General features: G+C 62.9%; 16 protein-coding genes. 6 read left to right on the forward strand and 10 right to left on the reverse strand.

The window, feature by feature from the left end; genetic code table 11:
- Nucleotides 1-27 precede the first annotated feature (27 nt).
- Entirely contained in the window at nt 28-720 is a 693-nt protein-coding gene (locus LB558_RS04910; protein WP_224696487.1) for a GntR family transcriptional regulator, read from the reverse strand.
- Nucleotides 721-952: 232 nt separating this feature from the next.
- Nucleotides 953-1,741, reverse strand: a complete 789-nt coding sequence (locus LB558_RS04915) for a 2OG-Fe(II) oxygenase (RefSeq protein ID WP_224696488.1) — start codon at nt 1,739-1,741, stop codon at nt 953-955.
- 102 nt (nt 1,742-1,843) lie between these two features.
- On the opposite strand from LB558_RS04915, the gene LB558_RS04920 reads away from it, so the two are divergent.
- Nucleotides 1,844-2,782 carry a LysR substrate-binding domain-containing protein gene (locus LB558_RS04920; protein ID WP_224696489.1) on the forward strand — a complete coding sequence of 313 codons (939 nt, stop codon included), beginning with the start codon at nt 1,844-1,846 and terminating at the stop codon, nt 2,780-2,782.
- Between the two features lie 22 nt (nt 2,783-2,804).
- Here LB558_RS04920 and LB558_RS04925 read toward each other — a convergent pair whose 3' ends face one another.
- Genes LB558_RS04925 through LB558_RS04935 form a run of 3 tightly spaced genes read right to left on the reverse strand, consistent with a single transcriptional unit; the run spans nt 2,805 to nt 7,396 of the window.
- Nucleotides 2,805-3,956, reverse strand: coding sequence for an efflux RND transporter periplasmic adaptor subunit (locus LB558_RS04925; RefSeq protein ID WP_224696490.1), 1,152 nt, complete (start codon nt 3,954-3,956; stop codon nt 2,805-2,807).
- A gap of 15 nt (nt 3,957-3,971) precedes the next feature.
- Entirely contained in the window at nt 3,972-7,148 is a 3,177-nt protein-coding gene (locus tag LB558_RS04930; protein WP_224696491.1) for an efflux RND transporter permease subunit, read from the reverse strand.
- Nucleotides 7,142-7,396 carry a hypothetical protein gene (locus LB558_RS04935; protein WP_224696492.1) on the reverse strand — a complete coding sequence of 85 codons (255 nt, stop codon included), beginning with the start codon at nt 7,394-7,396 and terminating at the stop codon, nt 7,142-7,144. The genes LB558_RS04930 and LB558_RS04935 overlap by 7 nt, the downstream gene beginning before the upstream one ends.
- A gap of 241 nt (nt 7,397-7,637) precedes the next feature.
- Here LB558_RS04935 and LB558_RS04940 point away from each other — a divergent pair, with 241 nt between their 5' ends.
- Nucleotides 7,638-8,228, forward strand: a complete 591-nt coding sequence (locus LB558_RS04940) for a TetR/AcrR family transcriptional regulator (RefSeq protein WP_224696493.1) — start codon at nt 7,638-7,640, stop codon at nt 8,226-8,228.
- A gap of 322 nt (nt 8,229-8,550) precedes the next feature.
- On the opposite strand, the gene LB558_RS04945 is transcribed toward LB558_RS04940, so the two are convergent.
- The 5 genes from LB558_RS04945 to LB558_RS04965 form a co-directional block, all read right to left on the reverse strand.
- Entirely contained in the window at nt 8,551-9,573 is a 1,023-nt protein-coding gene (locus LB558_RS04945; protein WP_318011615.1) for a LacI family DNA-binding transcriptional regulator, read from the reverse strand.
- A gap of 122 nt (nt 9,574-9,695) precedes the next feature.
- On the reverse strand, nt 9,696-10,487 hold the full coding sequence (locus LB558_RS04950) for an ATP-binding cassette domain-containing protein (RefSeq protein WP_224696495.1): 792 nt from the start codon (nt 10,485-10,487) through the stop codon (nt 9,696-9,698).
- A gap of 3 nt (nt 10,488-10,490) precedes the next feature.
- A complete protein-coding gene (locus tag LB558_RS04955; RefSeq protein WP_127261641.1) occupies nt 10,491-11,477 on the reverse strand; it encodes an ABC transporter permease in 987 nt (328 codons plus the stop codon).
- Between the two features lie 114 nt (nt 11,478-11,591).
- Nucleotides 11,592-12,527 carry a substrate-binding domain-containing protein gene (locus LB558_RS04960; protein ID WP_023808703.1) on the reverse strand — a complete coding sequence of 312 codons (936 nt, stop codon included), beginning with the start codon at nt 12,525-12,527 and terminating at the stop codon, nt 11,592-11,594.
- A gap of 330 nt (nt 12,528-12,857) precedes the next feature.
- Nucleotides 12,858-14,015 carry a fumarylacetoacetate hydrolase family protein gene (locus tag LB558_RS04965; RefSeq protein WP_224696496.1) on the reverse strand — a complete coding sequence of 386 codons (1,158 nt, stop codon included), beginning with the start codon at nt 14,013-14,015 and terminating at the stop codon, nt 12,858-12,860.
- A gap of 219 nt (nt 14,016-14,234) precedes the next feature.
- Here LB558_RS04965 and LB558_RS04970 point away from each other — a divergent pair, with 219 nt between their 5' ends.
- The 4 genes from LB558_RS04970 to LB558_RS04985 all read left to right on the forward strand — a co-directional run bounded on the left by LB558_RS04970 (nt 14,235) and on the right by LB558_RS04985 (nt 18,422).
- Complete coding sequence (locus tag LB558_RS04970; RefSeq protein WP_224696497.1) at nt 14,235-15,515, forward strand: NAD(P)/FAD-dependent oxidoreductase; 1,281 nt, start codon at nt 14,235-14,237, stop codon at nt 15,513-15,515.
- Nucleotides 15,516-15,619: 104 nt separating this feature from the next.
- On the forward strand, nt 15,620-16,504 hold the full coding sequence (locus LB558_RS04975; RefSeq protein ID WP_224696498.1) for an ABC transporter permease: 885 nt from the start codon (nt 15,620-15,622) through the stop codon (nt 16,502-16,504).
- Nucleotides 16,501-17,367, forward strand: a complete 867-nt coding sequence (locus tag LB558_RS04980) for an ABC transporter permease (RefSeq protein ID WP_224696499.1) — start codon at nt 16,501-16,503, stop codon at nt 17,365-17,367. Before LB558_RS04975 ends, LB558_RS04980 begins: the two co-directional genes overlap by 4 nt.
- Nucleotides 17,352-18,422: an ABC transporter substrate-binding protein gene (locus tag LB558_RS04985; RefSeq protein WP_224696500.1), complete on the forward strand. Its 1,071-nt coding sequence runs from the start codon at nt 17,352-17,354 to the stop codon at nt 18,420-18,422. Before LB558_RS04980 ends, LB558_RS04985 begins: the two co-directional genes overlap by 16 nt.
- Nucleotides 18,423-18,647: the final 225 nt, after the last annotated feature.

The following is an 18,647-nucleotide window of genomic DNA, read 5'->3' on the forward strand; positions in this document are numbered from 1 at the left end:
TCCGGTGTCTGTGATGTTGGGAACGGGTCAGGCGCCCCTCGACGGGCGTTGTTCGAGGCCGCGCGCGTAGGCAAGCAACTCCTCGAAATCGAGATCGATGTGCTCCTTGGCATGGCGCTGGGCTGCACGCATGTCCTTGCCCTTCAGCAACCGCACATAGGTTTCGTGAACGTCTTCGGCGGGCACCGGCTCATTGCGGGCATGCTGGTGGAGCGCGAAATACATCTGCAGCCGGCTGGTCAGCCGCTGCCAGGTTTCCAGCAGCACCGAATTGTCGGCCCATTCGTAGATCAGGCCATGCAGTTGCAGCGCGGTTTCGATTTGGCGCGTCGTATCCAACGCGCGGGTCGCCTGCTTCACGGCTTCGTGGCGCCGGTCGATCTCGTCGAAGAAGCGCTGGTCGCGTAGCGGCCACGCCCGCTCGATGGCCAGCTCGTCCATCACCTTGTTGAACGAATAGGCATCGTCGATGTCCTTGGCTGTGACCTCGATGACAAAGGTGCCGGCATAGGGGATGCTGGTCAGGATGCCTTCCTGGACCAACTCGCGCATCGCCTCGCGCAGCGGCGCGCGGCTGACGCGCATCTGTTCGGAGATACGGAGTTCGTTGAGCTTCTGGCCGGGCGCGAGCTGGCCGGTCAGGATCGCGCGCCGCAACAGCGCGACGATCTCGGCGCGTCGCGTCGTGTCCGCGATCGGACTGAAATCCGCTTTCGCCATTCGGCCACTCCCAGGGAAACCGAATTCAAGACAAGCAGATTGTCGACAATCTAACAAGAGGTTATTTCTGGACTGATTGGCGACGCTGCAGAGGCCGTTTCGAAATTCGCTCTGGCGAGTCATATGGTGGTGGTTTCGAGAACCGAAGCGGAGCGTACTTTTGGGTACGTGAGCACCGGAAGCGCGGAAAACGCCGCTAGATGGCGCCAGAGTAGAATTTCCAAGCGGTCTTTCAGGCGGCACGGCCGTAGAAGCCGACCCGCTCCTCGGGGCTGAACATCACGCCGGGCTTTTCGTAGTAGGAAAACACCGCGATCATGCGCTCGCGCTCGCCTTCGACGGTGGTGACGCGATGCGCGGTGTTCTTGCCGCGGAAGACGTTCAGCGTGCCGGGCTTCATGCGCAGGATCTTTGCGTCGGGGTCGCGCCCTTCGAGCAAGCTGGCGACGCCGTCATAGTTGGGGTTGTCGTCCGAGCGCAGATCGGTGCGGTATTCGAGGTCGCCGCCACGCTCCGCCGCCTGCAGCAGCAGCGTCGTCGTGAATTCGGAACGGTCGAAATGCCAGTTCAGCGCCTCGCCGGCGCGGTAGGCCATGACATTGGTTCGGGCCAGGGGATCCTGCATGACATGCAATCTGGCCTTGCCCATCGTTGCCGCCAGGAAACGCAGCAGTGGTTCGTATTCGTAGATGGCGAGCACGACACTGCCCGGAATCTGGTCGGCACAGACGGTATGGCTTATGGTCTCAACCTCGCGCAGCGCCGGATGGTCAGGCCCTAGCTCGGGAATATCGGGCTTGAAGTAGATGTTGTGCATGCGCTTGTGCACATGCGATCGCGCGGCCATCACCGGCTGGATTTCGCGCACGGCTTTTTCTGCCATGCCGGGCCGCAAAAACCCTTCGAGATTGAACATGCCGTCGGCTTCGAGCGCGGCAATGGATTGTTCGACGAGGCGCTGCCATTTAGCGCTGCCTTCGCGGTCGAGCGGATAGCGGTCGAGATCGAGGATGTCTTTCATGGTCACAGGCTCCTAGGTTCGGAGCAAGAAGACGGCAAAAAAATCTTTCTCTCAACAGAGAAAATAATTAGGACTGGGCAAGAAAAACTTATGGAGCCTGCTGTGGAACGGTTGCCGCCGCTGAATGCGATCAAGGCTTTTGAAGTCGCGGCCCGTGCCGGCAGCTTCACCTTGGCCGCCTCTGAACTCGGCGTGTCCTCTGCAGCGGTCAGCCAGCAGATACGCAATCTTGAGAACTGGTTCGGCAAGCAATTGTTCGTGCGCAGCGGCAATCGCATCGCGCTCACCGATGCGGGCCACGCCATCTATCCGCAGACGGCGAAGGCTTTGGGAGACATCGCGGCCATAGGCCAGCGCATGCTGGAGGGCGGCGTGCGGACGCGTCTGGTCGTCAGCGTGCCATTCTCGCTGGCCGAACTGTGGCTGGCGCCGAGGCTGGCCACGCTTCTTGATGCCTTCCCGCAGATGGCGATCGATGTCCGCGTCGAGGACGATCCGGTCGATCTAATGCGCCAGAACATCGATCTGCGCGTCAGCTATGGCGACTATCACTATCCCGGGCTGAAACTTGTTCGTCTCGTCCATGACGACGTCCTGCCGGTCTGTGCACCGGAATTCTGGCACCGGCACGGCGATGGCGATGGCGATCCCAGTCTGACGGATCTGCATGAGAGCCTGTTCATCCACACCAATTGGGGGCCGAACTATGCCTCGCACCCGACCTGGGCGGACTGGTTCGCGGCCTCCGGCGGCAGCCGCTCGCCCGATCCGTCGCACGGGCGGCGCGTCGGCCTGTCCAGCCTGGCGATCGCCTCGGCAAGGCTGGGTCTGGGCATCGCCCTTGGCCAGCGGGTCATGGCGGGCGCCGATCTGGAGGCCGGCCGCTTGATCGCGCTCTCCTCCGTCTCGGTCCGCCTCGGGCACCCCTATTGCGCGTTCATGCCGCCGGCCAAGGCCGACCGCGCCGATGTGGCCGGTCTGGTGGATCTGCTCATGAAAGCGGCGCCCGCGGCCTGTGGGAAGGCCGGGGCGCCGCGCTGAAGCCGGATCCTGACGGGGGTGTTCAGGTGGCCGGCTTTTCCGGGATTGGCGATACAGGCGCTCCGGGTCCGATCTTCTGCAGATTGCCCGTGATCACCTGGTCGCCCTCGGCGACGCCGCTGAGGATGGCGACCTGATCGCCGCTCGTCGGTCCGAGCGAAACCAGCCGCTGGTCGACGGTGTTGCCCTTGCCGACGACATAGAGATATTTGCCGAGCTGGCTCGAGCCCAGCGCCGTCTGCGGTACCATCAGCGCGTCGGCCTGCTCTCTCACGTGCAGCCGGACACGAACATATTGGCCCGGCAGCAGCGTGAACTTGCCATTGCCGATCGTCGCGCGCGCCGTGATCGTGCCGGTCGAGCGGTCGACCGAATTGTCGATGAAGGTAAGCTCGCCCTTTTGGCTGGCCTCGGTCTGGCCGGGGAGCAGGACCTCCACTTCGATCGGGCCGTTGGCGCGGGCCTGCTCGATCTCGGCCAGATCCGTCTCGCTCGGGTTGAAGGTGACGTAGATCGGGTCGAGCTGCACCAGCGTGTTGAGCACGGTGCCGGCAACGCTGACCAGCGTTCCGACCGAAGCCTGGTTGCGGCCGAGGCGCCCGCCAAACGGTGCTCGGATTTCAGCGTAACTCAGATTGAGCTCTGCCGTGCGGACCGCCGCCTGGTTCAGCGCCAGTGACGCCTGCGCTTCGCGCAAGGTGCTGGTGCGCTGGTCGAAGCCGTCCTTGGCGAGGTAGCCGCTCTTGGCAAGCTCGGTGCCCCGGCCGAGATTGGAGCGCGCATAATCGAGCGTTGCCGTATCGCGCTGCACCTGCGCCTTGGCCTGGTCGAGCGCTGCCTGGAAGTCGTCAGGCGAGATCTTGTAGAGAAGATCGCCTTGCCGGACGTCGACGCCGTCGTCGGCGGTCTGCTCTTGCAGATAGCCAGGAATCCTGGCCTGCAAGGTGATGCTGCGGATCGGTTCCGTGCGCGCGGCATAGTCCAGGTAGATCGGGATCGTCTTCCTGACGACACTGACCACCGGCACCGGCATGACGAATGCCGCCGGTGCAGGCGTCGCCGCGGCCGTGCCGGCATTGAGGCTGAGATTGCCCATGTCGAGCAGGTGGACGCTGGCCACCGAGATCGCTCCGAGCGCGACAGCCGTACCCAACGCAATTTTCCATTTACGCATGATCAGTCTCCAATCTTATTCGGCCGCTTCCGCCAGGGGCGGCAAGGCGTGCTCAGCAGTTGGTTCATTGTCTTGAGAGGCGGGCTCGTCATTGCCGCGGCGTTCACGCAGCTGTTCGATGACCGCGTAGAACACCGGTACGAACACCAGCGACAGGATGGTCGCCGCGACCATGCCGCCGAACACGGTGGTGCCGATCGACTGCCGGCTTGCCGCACCGGCGCCAGTCGCAAACATCAGCGGCAGCACGCCGAGGATGAAGGCGAAGGCCGTCATCAGGATCGGCCGCAGCCTGAGCCGTGCCGCCTCCATCGCCGCATCGACGATGCTGAGGCCTTCCTCGCGCCGTCGCCTTGCGAATTCGACGATCAGGATCGCATTCTTCGCCGCCAGGCCGATCAGCATGACGAAGCCGATCTGCGAGTAGACGTCGATCTGCATGCCACGCAGCAACAAGGCTACGAAGGCGCCGAACAGGGCCAGTGGCACCGCCAACAGCACCATGAACGGCATCGCCCAGCTCTCATACTGCATCGCCAGGATCAGGAAGACGAAGACGATGGCGAGGCCGAAGACGACGGACGCGATCGATCCTGCCTTGAGCTCCTGGAAGGTGATGCCGGTCCATTCGAAACCGAAATCCCTTGGCAGCGCGGTGGCGGCGGCCCGTTCCATTGCGGCAACCGCCTGGCCCGAGGAGAAGCCGGGTGCGGCACCGCCATTGATCGAGGCCGAGGCATTGTTGTTGTAATGCGGCACGGTTTCCGGGCCGACGAAGGGCACGAGTTTGCCCAGCGTCGAGAGCGGCACCATGCCGCCGGAGGCATTGCGCACATAGAGCCGCGAAATGTCGGCGGCACCCGCACGTGCATCCTTGTCGGCCTGGATGGTCACCCGGAAGGTGCGGCCAAACAGGTTGAAGTCGTTCACGTAAAGCGAGCCGAGATAGATCTGCAGTGTGTTGAACACGTCAGGCAGGCTGAGGCCGAGCAGTTTGGCCTTGCTGCGGTCGAGGTCGTAGTTGAACTGCGGCGTCGAGGTCGAGAACGGCGAGAACAGCTGTTGCGGGTTGATCTCCGGCTGTTTGCGCGCCTCGGCGATCACGGCTTGCGTCGCATCGTTGAGGGCTGAACTGCCACGGCCGGTGAGATCCTCGACGACGAATTCGAAGCCGCCCGTGGTGCCGATACCAGGGATCGACGGCGGATCGAAGCTCAGCGCGAAGGCTTCCGGAATCTGCATCAGCTTGCCGCGCACGTCGGCGACGAGCTTCGACGCGCTCTGGTCGGGACCGCGTTCCTCCCAGGGCTTCAGGATGGCGAATTCGACCGCCGAATTCGACTGCGCGGCACTGGTCAGGAAGTTCAGGCCGCTGATCGAGCCGACGATGTCGACGCCGGGTGTCGCCTGCAGGATGTCGCGCGCCTTCTGCGCCACCGCGTCGGTGCGTTCCAGCGACGCGCCGTCGGGCAACTGGATGACGACGAAGAAATAGCCCTGGTCCTCGACCGGAAGGAAGGTCGAGGGCAGGCGCTGCCAGACGAAGTAGGTGGCGACCAGTCCGGCCGCGAACAGGCCGAGCATGATCCAGCGCAAGCGGATGAGGATGCGCACGCCATTGGCATAGGCATGCGACAGCCTGTCGAAGCCGGTGTTGAACCAGCGGAACGGGGCGAACTGCGTCTCGCCGCGATGCCGCAGGAAGGCAGCGCTGAGCGCGGGGCTCAGCGTCAGCGAGTTGAAGGCGGAGATGCCGACGGAGATAGCCACCGTCAGCGCGAACTGGTTGTAGAGCTTGCCGGAGACGCCGGGAATGAAGGCGACCGGCACGAACACCGCCATCAGCACGGCGGTGGTGGCGATGATCGGTCCGGTGACCTCGGTCATTGCGGCCTTGGTCGCTGCAAGCGGTTTGAGCCCGGCCTCCAACTGTCGTTCGACATTCTCGACCACGACGATGGCGTCGTCGACGACCAGGCCGATCGCCAGCACCATGCCGAGCAGGGAGAGCATGTTGAGCGAGAAGCCGAGCATCTCCATGACGACCAGCGTCGCCACCAGCGACACCGGAATGGCGATGGTCGGGATGATCGTCGTGCGCCAGCTCTGCAGGAAGAGGAACACCACGGCGACGACCAGCACCAGCGCTTCGCCGAGCGTGATCAGCACGTCATGCATCGACGCCGAGACGAAGCGGGTGGTGTCGTAGTGCATCGCATAGGACACGCCCTTCGGGAAGCGTCCCGACAGCTCCTGCATCTTGTCCTTGACGCGCTGCTGCAGATCGAGCGCGTTGGAGCCGGGCATCTGGTAGACGGCAAGCACCACGGTCGGGTCCTTGCCGAAGAAAGCCGACGACGAATATTGCAGCGCGCCAAGCTCGATGCGGGCGACGTCCCGCAGCCTGACCAGCGAGCCGGCATTGGTGTTGGCGCGCACGACGATGTCGCCGAATTCCTTGGGATCGCTCAACCGGCCGACGGCGTTGACCTGCATCTCGAAGGCGGTGCCGGCGGGTGCCGGCGACTGGCCGATCTTGCCGGCCGCCACCTGGACGTTCTGTTCGGCGATGGCGTTTTGCACGTCAACCGCAGTGATGCCGAGATTGGCGAGCTTGTCGGGATCGAGCCAGACGCGCATCGAATAGCGCCGCTCGCCGAAGATCTGCACGTCGCCGACACCTGGCAACCGCTTCAGCGGATCGACCACCTGCAGATAGGCAAGGTTGCTCAACGCCACCGGATCGACCGAACTGTCGGGGGAGGTCAGGTTGACGATGAGGACGAAGTTCGGGTTCTGCTTCTTGATCGTCACGCCGCCCTGATTGACGATCGCCGGCAGCGACGAGGCGGCTTGCGAGACGCGGTTCTGCACGTCGACGGCGGCGGTGCTCAGCGAATAGCCGACATCGAAGGTGATGGTGATGGTCGAGGAGCCGTCATTGGAACTCGTCGACGACATGTAGGTCATGCCCTGCACGCCGTTGATCTGCTGCTCCAGCGGCGTCGTCACCGTGTCTGCCACCACTTGCGCGCTGGCGCCCGGATAATGGGCGCTGACCACGACCTGCGGCGGTGTGATGTCGGGAAACTGCGAGACGGGCAGCAGGAAATAACAAATCGACCCCGCGAGCACCATGATGATGGCGATCGCCGAGGCGAAGATCGGACGGTGAATGAAAAAGTTTACCACGACACGCACGCCTCTCCGGCTGCTGTTGCCCGCCCGAAGGCGCTGGCAACTCTGGACAGCCTCTGGCCGCGCTTGTCACCGAGGTCGTCCCGCGAACGCAGCAACGGCACCTCGCCGCGCTGCGCATCGGCGAGAGAGCGCAGCATCGTCTCGAAGGCGCGCGGGTCGACGCCATCGGCTTTCATGACCAACCGGATCATCGGATCCCGGACGGCCTCATCTATGGTAAGATCGCGGCGCTGTGGCATGGCCGGCTCCTTGTCTGTCGATTCGCAGCCCGTGCTCGCGAACCGTTTTCATCTCTTCACCGGCCGAGGCCGCATGATTGGCAGTTTCTTGTCCCTCTCGTCGGCAAGGCCAGTTCACGGCCTTGTTATTGACGGTGGACGATATAGGTGTTACCAGTAAGTAACATTCTGGAAGTTACAGACCGGTAACACCCTAGTCAAGAGGTGGCCGAGGGTTTTTTGGAAACGAAAGGAGATCATGATGACAGACGGCATCGTGGAGCGCTCTCGTCCCCGGGATCGGATCCTGGAGACGGCACGCGACATGTTCCACAAGCATGGCATCAAGGGCGTCGGCGTCGACGCCATCACCGAAGCTGCCGGCACGAACAAGATGACGCTCTATCGTCACTTCGAATCCAAGGACGAACTGATCGTCGAATGCTTGCGCGCCAATGCGGCCAAGGCCGGCGCTATGTGGGATGCATTCGAGGCCGAATTTCCTGGTGACAAGCTTGCCCAGTTGCATGCCTGGGTTCGCAAGGCGGCTGCCATGCTCAATGCTGACGGCCGCGGCTGCGACATGGCTAACGCCGCCGCTGAGCTGACCGAGCCGGATCATCCGGCCAGGCTGGTGATCAAGGAGCTCAAGGAAGCCCAGCGCGCGCGCCTTGTGACGCTATGTCGGGATGCCGGCATTGGTCAGGCCGAACTGCTCGCCGATACGTTGTCGCTGCTGTTGGAGGGCGCGCGTGTCAGCGTGCAGACCGTGGGTACCGAAGGTCCGAGCACGCAGTTCGTGCGCATGGCCGAAGGGCTGATCGTTTCGTTCCGGGGCACTGCCGCAATTTGATATCCGTCACGTTTGTTGGCGGGTTCTATGACGGGCCGCCTACGCTTTTGACCCTGGCGGTATGGGAATTCCGACGGGCTGAACGAAAAAAGCCCGCTGCCGGGAGGAGGTGGCAGCGGGCTCGATTTTCGAATGTGGCGCGGGAGGAGGTGCACCCCATTCAGCGTCGGCATCGCATCTGGGAGGAGTAGATGGCCGACAACCAGAACCTACGAGTTGCCCAACGATTCGGCAACAAAGAAACTTGCATAGCTGCTGTGCAGATTTGCCGTGCCAATTATCATACAAATCCGGCAACAGGCATTTTGCCAGACCGCCTGCTTCACTGCACCGGGACGTTTTCCCTGAAGATCAAGCGCGGTTCGATGAACTTGCGCGTCAGATAGGGTGCCGAGGAGGCAATCGAGCCGAGCAGACGAATCACCGACTGTTCCGCGATCAGCCTGGCATTCTGATCGATGACGACATCGAGCAGGTCGTCGACAAGATGACCGCGCGTATCCTTGGTCAAGTCGTGGCAGATGAACACCGGCTTGCGGTTCGGTCTGGCCTCCCGGATCGCCTTTGCAACGCCCGAATGTCCAGCTCCGACGCAATAGATGCCGAGCAGTTCCGGCTCGTCGTGCAGCGCCTTCATGGTCTCGGTGTAGCTGGCATCGGGCTCGTCGTTGATCTCGACGGCGCTGCTGACGGTCAGATTGGGAAACTCCTCATTGAGCACCGAGCGGAAACCCATTTCGCGTTCCTCGTGGCCGCGATAGGAACGTGAGCCGACGACCATCGCCAGATGGCCGGTGCGGCCGCCAAGGAAGCGTCCCATCAGCAGCGCCGCCGTTCGTCCCGCCACCCGGTTGTCAATGCCGACATAGGCCGCGCGCGGTGCCGCCGGAACATCGGATACCAGCGTCACCAGCCGCATGCCGGCTTCGACGATGTCACGCAGGATGTTGCGCGTGCGCGGATGATCGACGGCGATCACGCCGACGCCATTGGCCCTGAGCGACAGGTTTTCGACAGCGCTCTGCAGTGCGTTCGGCGAGATGCCGGCGAGGCTGTGGATCCGGCACGAGGCGACAAGCGGCAGACGCGCGGCGTAGTCCTCGATATGCCCCGCAAGATCGCGCATGAAGGCATTGCTGCCGATCGGCAGCAGGAATTCGAGATGGGCGGGCCGTGAGGGCAGCGTCACCTGATCGGCGACCGGCAGATAGCCGAGTTGCTTGGCCGCCTCCATGACGCGCTGGCGGTTGGCCGCACTCGCACCCGGCCGGTTATTCAGCACCCTGTCGACCGTTGCGGTCGACAGCCCGCAATTGCGGGCGATGTCCGAGACGGTGGCTTTCATGCCGCTACCCACAGCCCGCACTGCGGGGCTTTTCATGCCGCTACCCTATACGCCCTGCGATGCCGCGCCAGACAAGCGATGCGATCTGAGGCTACGGGTGATTGGCGCCAATCACCCGAAAGTCAGTGCGACGGCTTGCCATCGGCGATAGCATCGCGGATTTCCTTGTCCGACATGCCGGTGATGATCCGTTCGACCTCTGCCACGCTGGTCTTCTTCGGGTCGATGTCGTCGGCGACCACCTTGCCCCGGCGCATGACGACGATGCGGTCGACCACCTGGAAGACATGGTGGATGTTGTGGGCGATGAAAATGCAGGAATGGCCGGAATCGCGGGCGTTGCGCACGAAACTCAGCACGCCCTGTGTTTCGGCGACGCCCAGATTGTTGGTCGGCTCGTCGAGGATGATCAGGTCGCTGTCGAAATGCATGGCGCGCGCGATCGCCACCGCCTGGCGCTCGCCGCCGGAGAGCGAGCCGATCGGCGTCGTCGGCGGGATGTTCTTGGTGATGCCGACCTGCTTGAGCAAGTCGCGGGCAACCGTGTTCATGGCGTCCTGGTCCATCCGGTTGAGGAAGCGCGGCGGCTTGATCGGCTCGCGTCCGAGGAACAGATTGCGGGCGATCGACAGTTGCGTGACCAGCGCCGAGTCCTGGTAGATCGTCTCGATGCCGTGGGCGATGGCGTCGCTGGTGCTGCGCAGGCTCACCTTCTTGCCGCGGATGAAGATATCGCCGCTGGTCAGCGGAACGGCACCCGAAAGCACCTTGATCAGTGTCGACTTGCCGGCGCCATTGTCGCCGAGCAAGCCGACGATCTCCCGTTCATTGACATGGAAATTGGCATCCTCCAGCGCCTGCACGCGGCCGTAGGACTTGCGGATGTTCGTCATGCGGATCAGTGGCTCGGCCATGATTCAAGTCCCCGCCTGATGCCGGCGTTCCAGCCATGAATGCAGGGCCATCATGCCGAGGATGATGGCCCCGATGAAGATGTTGTAGGCAAGACCGGGCACGCCGATCAGCACGATGCCGTTGCGCATCACGCGCAGGATCAGGATGCCGAGCACGGTGCCGATGATCGTGCCGCGCCCGCCGGTCAGGGCGGTACCGCCGATAACCACCATGGCGATGACTTCCAACTCATAGCCGGTACCGCTGTTGGGGTTGGCGGCGGAAGTGCGCAGCGAAGAGATGACGCCGGCAAGCGAGGCCATGACCGACGACAGCACGAACAGGCCGATCTTGACGCCGCTGACATTGACGCCGCGCGCCCTTGCGGCGCTCGGGTTGCCGCCGGCCGCCTGGATCCAGTTGCCGGTGCGGCTTTGCGTCAGCACATAGCCGAGCGCGATCGCCGCGGCGATGAACCAGAACAGCGACATGTAGATGCGGAACGGGCCGATGAAGAAATCGCCGACCAGCACTTCCGCCAGCCAGCTGCCTTCCGCGCTCCAGGTGCGCTGGGGAAAACCATCGGTGACGAAAAGAGCGGTACCGCGCACCACCAGCAGCATGCCGAGCGTCACCAAGAAGGATGGGATCTTGAGCTGCGTCACGAACCAGCCATTGACCAGCCCGATGAAGGCGGCGACCAGCAGTGCGGCGACAAAGCCGACCTCGAGCGAGGTCAGGCCACTGTTGAACAGGGTCCACATCAAGACCGGCGAGAAGCCGAACAGGGAGCCGACCGAGAGGTCGAACTCGCCCGATGTCATCAACAGCGTCATCGCCAGCGCGATCAGGCCGAGCTCGACCGTGAAGGCCAGCGTGTTGGAAATGTTCTGCGGCGACAGGAAGTCGTGGTTGAAACTCCAGAAAACGGCGATCTCGACGACGAGCAGCACGAAAGGGCCGAATTCCGGCCGTGCGATCAGGCGTTGGACGAGCGAATGATTTTCCACAGGCAATCCGCGACATGAGTGGAAGGCTGAGCGTTGCACATCGCGTGCAAAGGGCTCGGCGAAATGGAGAGCCAGTCGCGACCGTTGGGCGGCCGCGACTGTCGAGGTTGGATGTTACTTGCCGGACAGGATGTCGTCGTAGATCTGCGCGGTGTCTTTTTCGTAGAGCGCGCCGGTGATGACGTTGAAGCCCGGAGGAATGCCGCCGGCGGCCATATTGGCCAGCGAAAGCGCGACATAGCTGGTCGCCTGCGGGTCCTGCCACTGGCCGGCATTGACGTAGCCGTTCAGCACTTCCTGGGTGGTGTCGAGCGAGTTGCCCCAGCCGACGACCGGGATTTCGCCCGGCTTGATGCCGACCTGGTCGAACACCCGCTTGATCGAGCCGGTGACGAGATCGCCCAGGCCGATGATCGCCTTGACCTTGGCCTTGTTGGCGGTGAGGTAGTCGACCATGCGGTTGATCACTTCAGCCTGATCAAGCGTGGCTTCCGTGATTTCATAGGTGATGCCGAGCGGCTCGAAGACGCTCTTGATGCCTTCTTCTTCCTGCACGCCATAGGTGGCGCCGGGGATTTCGACCGGCATCCAGACGAAGTCGCCTTTCTTCACCAGGCCTTTGTCGACCAGATACTGCGCCCAGTGCTTGCCGAAGGTGACGTTGTCGCCGCCGACATAGGCGTTGAAGTCGGCTTTCGGATCAGGCGTGTTGAAATTGATGATCGGCACTTTCGCCGCACGCGCTTCCTTGACGATCTCGATCAGGCTGCCCGGATCAGGGCTCGTCGTGACGATGCCATCGGCCTTGGCGGAGAGGGCGGCGCGAACCGCTTCCTGCTGCGAGGCGACATCGCCGTTGTGGAACGAGGTGTTGACCGTGTTTCCGGTGTCCTTGGCCCACTGCTTGGCCCCGGCCAGGAAGTAGGTCCAGACCGGATCGGCCGGACCGCCATGCGAAATCCAGTAGAACGTCTTGGCCTGTGCCGCTGCTGGTATCACCATCAGCGCCACCAACAGGCCGTATAGAACGAGTCTTAGCCGTGTCAGCATTTGATTTCCTCCCGTTTGTAGATGGTCAGTTCAAAATCCGTCCCTTGTTCCGCGTCTTTTGCCAGCGCCGGTTGAATGCGTCAGAGCATCCCCTTTTTCGACGGATGGCAAGCCTCCATCTGCAGGTGTAGTGGGCGCCTGACGGATCGTCATCAGCCGTCCCATCAGATTGCATCAGTCGAGGTGATTTTCCGACTGTCGGATAATTGGTGTGATCGTTTCGGGTCGCGCGAACGTGGCCTGCGCCGACAAGTGTCACGCCGGCGACCATCCTACGCCCACGGGACCAGGTCCGGAGCAACCCTGGCTGGGCGTCGACGATACCAGTTGCTAGATCAGATCGGCTCTGGCCAGTTCCCGCATCAGATGGCTGGCGCCGTAGGTCCAGTGCGGACAATCTGGCGAGAGCCGCACCCGGTTGACCAGCGCACCGAATTTCTCCGACGAGATGGTGACGATGTCGCCGACCTTGTGGGTAAACCCCTTGCCCTTCTCGCCGCGGTCCTTGGACGGAACGAACATGGTGCCGAGATAGAGCGCCAGCCCGTCCGGATACTGGTGGTGCGGCCCCATGGCCGCGGCGACCAGTTCCTCCGGCGAGCGGCTGATCTCGGCCATCGAGCTTGCGCCCTCCAACGAGAACCCGTCCTCGCCCTCGACTTTCAGACGCACGACGGCGCGCTTGACGTCATCGATGGAGAATTTGTCATCGAACAGGCGGATGAAGGGGCCGAGTGAGGCCGAGGCATTGTTGTCCTTGGCCTTGCCGAGCAGCAGCGCCGATCGCCCTTCGACATCGCGCAGATTGACGTCGTTGCCGATGGTGGCGCCGACGATCCTGCCGCTGGAGGCGGCGATCATGGCGATCTCGGGTTCCGGATTGTTCCAGGTCGACACCGGGTGCAGCCCGACATCGGCGCCGAAGCCCACCGAGGCCATCGGCTGGCACTTGGTGAAGATCTCGGCATCCGGGCCGATGCCCACTTCCAGATATTGCGACCAGGCGCCGCGCGAAATCAGCTTGGCCTTGATCTCCATCGCTTCGGGCGAACCGGGCTTCAGCTTTGACAGATCGTGGCCGATCAGTCCTGCAATGTCGGCGCGGATGGCATCGGCTTTTTCAGCCGAACCGCGCGCCTGTTCCTCGATCACCCGTTCCAGCAGGCTGACGACGAAGGTGACGCCCGATGCCTTGACCGCCTGCAGGTCGACCGGGGAGAGCAGGTAGGGTTTTGCGGGATCGCGCCCGGTTTCAAAACTGTTGGCGGCGATGTCATCGAGCGATCCGATCGGTCTGCCCTCGGCCGATACCACATGGCCAACAGGATCCGGCATCTCGCAGATGTCACGCACAGTCGGTGCCGCACGCGACGTGATGTCGAAGACCGTGCCGTCGCGGACCGTGACGAGCAGCGGGTATGCGGCATCGCTGCTTCTGGCGCGACCGACAAAAAGGCCCTCGCTGGGCAGGTGGGTCGGGTTCGTCATAGCGCTCTGTCCTCTGAGTGATCGAGAATGTGGTCTGGCCGGATCGGCGCGGCACTTTCACCGGATTCCCATCAAAGGTCTATCCCGTCGCAGGCGATCGGAACTTTGGGTCTCCGATCGGCTCGGCGGCAGTCCACAGACGAACGCCCAAGGTGCTCTTTCAAAACTGTGAAATTCTGACTAGGATTTTCACCAATCGCAGCGCATTTCAGGTGACCCTTGGCGACAGCATTCTCCGATCCGATCTGGCGAAGGCCGCCGGCAGCTTCCACGTTTCAATCGCTTCCCAATGGCGAGCGTGTCGATCTCACCATCGTCGGCGGAGGCATCATGGGCTTGTCGACCGCCTTGCATGCCGCCCGGCTTGGCCTGTCGGTGCGGGTGCTGGACGCCGGCGAGATCGGCCAGGGCGCATCAGGCTTGAATGGCGGCCAGGTCATTCCCGGCCTGAAATACGATCCGGAATGGCTGCTTGAGCATTTTGGCCCGGAGCGCGGCGAGGCGCTTGTCAATTTCGCGGCGTCGACCGCCGATGCGGTGTTCGAACTGATCCGCGACGAGAAGCTGGCGGTGCCGTTCGTTCGCAATGGCTGGATCCAGGCGGCGCACACCGAGGTTGCGCTGAGGTCGGCGGCGAACCGCGACCGGCAATGGCACGCGCGCGGCGCCGATGTCCAGCTTCTGAGCGCGGCGGAGATCACAGCCAGGACCGGTGCGCGGGGTTATCTCGGCGGCTGGCTCGACCGCCGCGCTGGAGTCATCGACCCGCTCGCCTATACGTCGGAACTTGCACGGGTCGCGACCGCGGCTGGAGTGAAGATAGCCGAGCGCCAAAGGGTCGTGCGGCTCGCCAAAGCCGCCGGTGATTGGCGTATTTTGACCGAAAATGGCCTGGAATTGCAGGCGAAGGCGGTCGTGCTGGCGACAAACGCCTATACGGACGGTCTGATCCCCGGTCTCGCCCAGACGATCGTGCCGCTGCATTCCTTTCAGATCGCCACAGCGCCGCTGTCGCCCGATCTGGTGGCCACGATCCTGCCGGAAGGGCAGGCGGTGTCGGACTCCCGGCGCATCCTCGTCTACTACCGCAAGAGCGCCGACGGCCGGCTGGTGCTTGGCGGACGGGGTCGCATGGCGCTGCCGACGAGCGCCAATGACTGGGCGCATCTCGAGCGGGCGCTGGTACGGCTCTATCCCTCGCTGGCTGGTGTCGCCATCGAGAAGCGCTGGTTCGGCCGGGTGGCGATGACGCCGGACCACCTGCCGCACATCCACGAGCCCGAGCAGGGCCTGCTGGCCGTGGTCGGTTGCCAGGGTCGTGGTGTCGGCCTGATGACCGCGCTTGGCGAGCGCATCGCTGGCTATCTCCAAAGTGGTGACGCCAGGCAATTGCCTTTCCCGGTCTCGCCGATCCGGCCGATCCCGTTTCACGCCTTCCGCCAGATCGGCGTCGCCGCGACTATCGCTTGGTATCGTCTGCTCGATGCGTTGGAGCGCTGACAAGGCGATTCATCTCCATGGGATTCCGTTAGGGGATTGTGCTTGACAGTTTCATGAATATGAAAAAGTCTAGGACAATTTCAAATTTTCCAACAGGCAGGTCGATGTCGACCCTAGTTGCAACATCAGCGCCAGAGGCCCGGTCATCTCAGGGCTTCCGGTTCGCAATGCTGCTGCCGGGCGCGCTGGTCACCTTCCTGCTGATCCTGTTTGCTCTCGGCCTGGTGCTTTTTCTCGCCTTCCGCGGCAATGACGGTTCGCTTCTCGGCGCCGGCTTCACCGTGGCGAATTTTGTCACCGTGGTGTCCGATCCGCTGTACTGGACGGTGACGCTACGCTCGCTGATCATTGCCGCTCTGGTCACGCTGGCCACGGTCGTCACTGCCTATCCCATCGCCTACTATCTTGCCTTCCACGCCGGCCGGCGGCGCGGCCTGCTACTGTTCCTGGTGACGCTGCCATTCTGGACCAGCTATCTCCTGCGCGTCTTCGCCTGGAAGATCGTGCTCGCCTACAATGGCGTTTTGAACTCGGCGCTGATCGAAAGCGGCATCTGGTCCGAGCCGACATTGGCCTTTCTCAACACGCCGGCCGCCGTCGTCGTCACGCTGGCGCACGCCTATGCGCCGTTTGCCATCCTGCCGATCTATGTGGCGCTGGACACGATCCCGAAATCGCTGATCGAGGCCGCTTCCGATCTCGGCGCGCGGCCATTCACCTCCTTCCGCCGTGTCGTGCTGCCCAATTCGATGCCGGGCGTGCTGGCGGCCGCCCTCGTCGTCTTCGTGCCGACGGTCGGCGACTATGTCACGCCGGCGCTCGTCGGCGGCCCGGCGAGCACGATGATCGGGACGCTGATCCAGGCGCAATTCGGCAAGGCCAATGACTGGCCGTTTGGCGCAGCACTCTCCGTCGCCGTCATGCTGGTCATCCTCTGCGTGGTGCTGGTCGCGCGCTTCGCCGACCGCAGATTTGGCAGCCGCACATGAGCACGCGCACTCAGGACAGCGGCCGCTGGCTCGGCGTCTACGTCGTCGCCTATCTGGTCTTTCTCTATCTGCCGGTGCTGCTGATCCCGCTGTTTTCCTTCAACAACTCGATCCAGGCAGCGTTTCCGCTGCAAGGCTTTACCTTGCAATGGTATGCGACTTTGTTCGGCAATTCGGCGCTGACCGGTGCGCTCTTGAACAGCCTCGTCATCGGTGTCATTGCCGCCACTGGCGCAACGCTTTGCGGCATCACCGTGTCCTATATGGACCTCTATGGCCGCTCGCCGCTGGCCGCCACCATCAGCGCCATCGCTAGGCTCCCGATCCTGATCCCGGGCGTCATCGTCGGCATATCGCTGCTGATCCTCATCAATCTCATCGGTCTTGGTCCATCGCGCATCGCCATCGTTCTCGGCCACATATTGGTCGCGCTGCCGACGACGGTGGTGATCATGCGCAGCCGCTTCGCCGCCATCCCGAAAACCATTCGCGAGGCGGCGCTCGATCTCGGTGCCTCCGACTGGACGACCTTCCGGCGGGTCATGCTGCCGCTCAGTCTTCCGGCCATCGTCTCGGCTTTCATGCTGGCCTTCCTGATCTCCTTCGACGAATTCATCGTCGTCTTCTTCCTGGCCGGCATCGAGCCGACGCTGCCGCTCTACATCTGGAGCCAGCTGCGTTTTCCAAAGTCGTTGCCGACGGTCATGGCTCTGGGCACGTCGATCCTGGCGGTGTCCTTCGTCATCGCTGCAGTAGCTGAAATCCTGCGCCATCGCGGCCTGTCCGCCACGGCGCCAAAGTCCGCGGATCCATCACAACCAAAACAAACCAAGAGAGGAGAACTGCAATGGCATTCGACCTGAAATCGATCTCTGCAAAGACTGTTTGCGCTGGATTGACGGCGTTCGCGCTGGCGCTGTCGTCGACCGTCGCTTTCGCCGGCGACAAGCTGCAATATTTCACCTGGTCGGGCTATGAACTGCCCGATTTCAACAAGAGCTTCCTCGCCGCGCATCCCGATGGCGTCGAGGCCTCCATCTTCGGTGACGACGACGACGCCTTCACCAAGGTCAAGGCCGGCTTCCGCCCCGACATCGCGCATCCCTGCTATGACAAGGTGGCGCGCTGGAACAAGGAAGGCCTGCTGCAGCCGATCGACACCAAGCGCATCAAGAACTGGGACTCGATTTTCCCGGTGTTCAGGAATCTGCCCGACCTGCAGGCCGGTGACGGCAAGGTCTGGATGGTGCCGTGGGACTGGGGCAACACCTCGATCCTCTACCGCACCGATCTGGTGAAGAACCCGGAAGCCAGCTGGAACCTGCTGTGGGACAAGCAGTATTCCGGCCGCATGGCGACGATCGACGCCGTGCATGACACGCCTGTCGTGGCGGCGCTGCTCGCCGGCGTCAATCCGTTCGACATGACGCCGGAGCAAATGGACAAGGTCGCCGAGAAGCTGCGCGAGCAGCGCCCGCTGCTCTCCAACTACACCACCGACATGACCTCTGTCGAACAGGCGCTGGCCAGCGGCCAGCTGGTCGCCGCCATGACCTGGAACGCGTCCGCCACCTCGCTTAAGAAGCAGGGCGTGCCGGTCGAGTTCATGAAGCCGAAGGAGGGCATGCTGACCTGGGCCTGCGGCTTCGTCATGCTCAAGGACGCCAAGAACGTCGATCTTGCCTATGACTTCATCAACAGCCGGCTGGAGACGGATTCCGGCAAATACCTGATCGAGGCCTACGGCTATGGCAGCTCGACCAGTTCGGCCTTCACGGCGGTGCCGAAGGAGGAGCTGGAGAAATTGCAGCTGCCGTCCGACCCGGAGGTGATGCTGAAGACCACCATCTTCACCGGCCCGATGAAACAGAATGACGACCTCGCCAAGATGTTCGAAAAGGTCAAGGCAGGCGGGTGAGTTGAGGTTCTTCCCTTCTCTCTTTCTGGGGTGAGCAGCCGGTTCGCGTAAGCGAATTCATCGTGCCAGTGGCACGATGAAAGGCCGGCGAACGCCGGGACGCTGCGAAGCAGCGGGGACCCGGCAGGGTGGATCGACTAACCACGCCCGGCCCTTCGCAGGGCCAGGGCGTTCGAAGCTCGAAAAGCCAAGCAATTGGCCTTTCGTCCGCTGCGCGGACCGCTT

The organism is Mesorhizobium sp. CO1-1-8 (assembly GCF_020164875.1).
GTDB lineage: Bacteria > Pseudomonadota > Alphaproteobacteria > Rhizobiales > Rhizobiaceae > Mesorhizobium.

Excerpts from the sequence above, each read along its gene's own strand:
- LB558_RS04980 (WP_224696499.1), top strand. The coding sequence starts at position 16,501 with ATGAGCACGCGCACTCAGGACAGCGGCCGCTGGCTCGGCGTCTACGTC.
- LB558_RS04915 (WP_224696488.1), bottom strand. The coding sequence starts at position 1,741 with ATGAAAGACATCCTCGATCTCGACCGCTATCCGCTCGACCGCGAAGGC.
- LB558_RS04935 (WP_224696492.1), bottom strand. The coding sequence starts at position 7,396 with ATGCCACAGCGCCGCGATCTTACCATAGATGAGGCCGTCCGGGATCCG.
- LB558_RS04945 (WP_318011615.1), bottom strand. The coding sequence starts at position 9,573 with ATGAAAGCCACCGTCTCGGACATCGCCCGCAATTGCGGGCTGTCGACC.
- LB558_RS04975 (WP_224696498.1), top strand. The coding sequence starts at position 15,620 with ATGTCGACCCTAGTTGCAACATCAGCGCCAGAGGCCCGGTCATCTCAG.
- LB558_RS04950 (WP_224696495.1), bottom strand. The coding sequence starts at position 10,487 with ATGGCCGAGCCACTGATCCGCATGACGAACATCCGCAAGTCCTACGGC.
- LB558_RS04910 (WP_224696487.1), bottom strand. The coding sequence starts at position 720 with ATGGCGAAAGCGGATTTCAGTCCGATCGCGGACACGACGCGACGCGCC.
- LB558_RS04960 (WP_023808703.1), bottom strand. The coding sequence starts at position 12,527 with ATGCTGACACGGCTAAGACTCGTTCTATACGGCCTGTTGGTGGCGCTG.
- LB558_RS04965 (WP_224696496.1), bottom strand. The coding sequence starts at position 14,015 with ATGACGAACCCGACCCACCTGCCCAGCGAGGGCCTTTTTGTCGGTCGC.
- LB558_RS04925 (WP_224696490.1), bottom strand. The coding sequence starts at position 3,956 with ATGCGTAAATGGAAAATTGCGTTGGGTACGGCTGTCGCGCTCGGAGCG.
- LB558_RS04985 (WP_224696500.1), top strand. The coding sequence starts at position 17,352 with ATGGCATTCGACCTGAAATCGATCTCTGCAAAGACTGTTTGCGCTGGA.
- LB558_RS04940 (WP_224696493.1), top strand. The coding sequence starts at position 7,638 with ATGACAGACGGCATCGTGGAGCGCTCTCGTCCCCGGGATCGGATCCTG.